Consider the following 2,719-nt stretch of genomic DNA (forward strand, 5'->3'; position numbering starts at 1 on the left):
CATCGGTGCAAGCACATGTGGCAACTAATCAGGCGGGTGAAGTACTTCATGAACAACGCCTCACCATTCCCGGGTGGTGGTCATGGATTGCAGAAACTGGAGCACAATTAGGATCAGTTATTTAGGGGAATTATCTTTTTTGTACCATTTGTTTATTAGTGTTACAGGTTTTGGAAGGGAAAGCTTTTTACGCTCATTTAGTTCTGGCTGCCAAAAGTAAATAATCATAGATTCGGCCATTTCTAAAAAATGACGTGAAGCATTTGAAGGGTACGCTATCTCTCCAATCCAAAACTCTTGCTCTTTGGTAATTTCATGGACTTTGTGATGGTTTTTTAGACGGCCTATATAACTACCCTCGGTAATCCCACAATACTGGATTGTCGCTTCCCGCTCGTACTTGAGTTTACCTGTAGCCAAATATAGGCCATTTTCCCAATCAGGATTTTCGCAAATTTCATCGTATGTGTAAGGTCCATACCATTCGACGATGACTGTTGTGTGAGAGTTCAAAGTTTAACCTTTCAGAATGTAACGATATGTCAAACTTATACATTAATTTCAAGTGGTTAGCCATCTTGGGTTCACCTAAATATAGCGCCTATTTTGCAAAGGAATTGACAGTGATGTTATGACTGTTGTTGGCAGATTTGTTGTTACATTAATACCGATGAAAGTGAGATTCTGCTAACAGGCTATCCCCATTTAATCGATCTCTTAGGGTTCTATTACGATTGCCCTTTGGCCGAAACAGAGGATCCTTCCGGTGAGAGTGATCCTGAGTCATCAAACGCCAAGGTCTAGCGCCAATCTTAACCTCGAACCGTGGTCTTGCTCGATACTTAACGGCCTTCACAGTAGATGACGAATGTTCATTATTTCACCAGTCCGCTTTGTTCAGCTTGAAGAATAAGGCAATAATCTATAGCTTGGTCTGTTTCAACTTCACACTGATATCGATAGCTTTGATATTCGTTGCCAGAAGTGGAATAGAGAACAGCCGTACACATATAGGATAAAAATAATAATGACTTCGAAGAACGATCCGCAAACGAAACCATGGCAAAGTGAGATGCCACACGCTCAGTTTGAGTTTATGAAAAAAGTGTTGGCAGCACCTTCGCCCATTGGTTTTGAAGCGGCCATGAGCTACGGTGTGATCAAGCCAGAGTTTGAATCATTTATGCCGCAGGATTGGGCAGTGCATCAATTTAAAGGTAATGCTGGCTTGGTCTTTGATTCTCACCCTGGTCGAGATGATCTGGTGAGTGTCATGATTGTCGGCCATGCGGATAAGATCCGTATGCAAGTGCGTAAAATCGACAGTGATGGCAAAGTTTGGATCAATACCGACTCCTTCCTGCCAACCACCCTCATTGGTCACGAAGTTAAGGTATTCTGCCAGCATCCCGATGACGCATCCCGTTACCGGATGATCGAGAACTGTACCGTTGAAGCGTTAGGTGCCATCCATTTTTCAACGCCTGCGCAGCGCTCAGGTGAACAGGGGATCAAAGCCGAATCCATTTATCTGGAGTTGCACACCCATGGCGAGGATCGTAAGGAGCAGGTGGAAGCGCTGGGCTTACGAGTCGGTGATCCTATTCTGCTAGACCGCCCGATCAAGCGTGGCGTGTCGCCTGATACCTTCTACGGTGCCTACTTGGACAATGGCTTAGGTTGTTTCTCTGTTGCTGAGGTCGCCCGCCTCGCTGCAGCTGAAAGCCTGGATAATGTTCGTGTCTTGTACACCATCGCGACCCATGAAGAGATCGGTCGATTTGGCTCAACCCAGATGGTCGGAGAGCTCAAACCTGATGTGCTAATTGCAACAGACGTAAACCATGATTACGAAGCTGCACCGGGTATTGCTAACCGCAAAATGAACCCGCTCAAGATGGGCGACGGTTTCACCATTGGCCGTGGCTCTGTCGCATCAGAATTCCTGGTGAAATGCATGGAAGAAGTTTGTCGTGAGCAGGAGATCCCGTATCAACTGGACTTCTCTGGTCGTGATATGGGCACTGATGGAATGGCCGCTGCGCTGGCTGGCGTCGACAGTGCCGCTATCACCATTGGGTACCCTATCCGTAATATGCACACATCTTCTGAGTCTGCGCACACAGGTGACCTGGTCGCTTCGATCCATGCAATTGCTTCATTACTGCGGCACTTCAACGGCATGAATAACGGTAAAGGGATCAGCCGGGGTGATCTGAAAAACAGCCATATCCGTCTGGACCATATCTGATCAATTGGAACCATGCCAAAGGTTGATATCGGGCATATATTCAGTGAGGGTGCAAAGCACTTTCCGATTTCAGCCCATGGCATGCTGAAGAGGCGGCTATTATAGGCCGCCTTTTTATTCTTCACGGCGTTGTTGAGCAATTCACCCTCGGAGTGGGCTTTCTACGGATTAACCGGCTGCCTGGCAAACAGGCATACCGAGTCCAATGATGTTGTTCATCGCCTTCACGCCAGCCAATGCTTCGCTGACTTGAGCATCGTAATCGCGTAGGCTCAGCTTTGGGCTGATGGGTTGCTTATAGTGACCGACGTCGGTTTCAGAAAGCGATCGCTGGTGGTAGCCGCTAAATAACTGTTCCGAAATGTAGATCACTGAGTTCTCAGATTTGGAGGGAACTCGGCTTCCAAAGTGCGATCTGATCAATCGCCAAACCAACCAGGCCGACAAGGAAGCCGAGCCCAATGATGC

The 2,719-nt window shown here is 47.2% G+C and carries 2 protein-coding genes and 1 pseudogene; 1 reads left to right on the forward strand and 2 read right to left on the reverse strand.

Annotated elements, in window-relative coordinates; genetic code table 11:
- Positions 1-117: 117 nt before the first annotated feature.
- Positions 118-513: a hypothetical protein gene (locus ABEA08_RS09595; protein WP_345335076.1), complete on the reverse strand. Its 396-nt coding sequence runs from the start codon at positions 511-513 to the stop codon at positions 118-120.
- Between the two features lie 514 nt (positions 514-1,027).
- Here ABEA08_RS09595 and ABEA08_RS09600 point away from each other — a divergent pair.
- Entirely contained in the window at positions 1,028-2,251 is a 1,224-nt protein-coding gene (locus tag ABEA08_RS09600) for a M20/M25/M40 family metallo-hydrolase (protein ID WP_345335077.1), read from the forward strand.
- Positions 2,252-2,419: 168 nt separating this feature from the next.
- Here ABEA08_RS09600 and ABEA08_RS22030 read toward each other — a convergent pair.
- Positions 2,420-2,590: pseudogene (locus tag ABEA08_RS22030) on the reverse strand (IS5/IS1182 family transposase); the annotation flags it as partial.
- Between the last annotated feature and the right edge of the window lie 129 nt (positions 2,591-2,719).

The organism is Ferrimonas pelagia, assembly GCF_039543565.1.
Lineage (GTDB): Bacteria > Pseudomonadota > Gammaproteobacteria > Enterobacterales > Shewanellaceae > Ferrimonas > Ferrimonas pelagia.

Excerpts from the sequence above, each read along its gene's own strand:
- ABEA08_RS09600 (WP_345335077.1), top strand. The coding sequence starts at position 1,028 with ATGACTTCGAAGAACGATCCGCAAACGAAACCATGGCAAAGTGAGATG.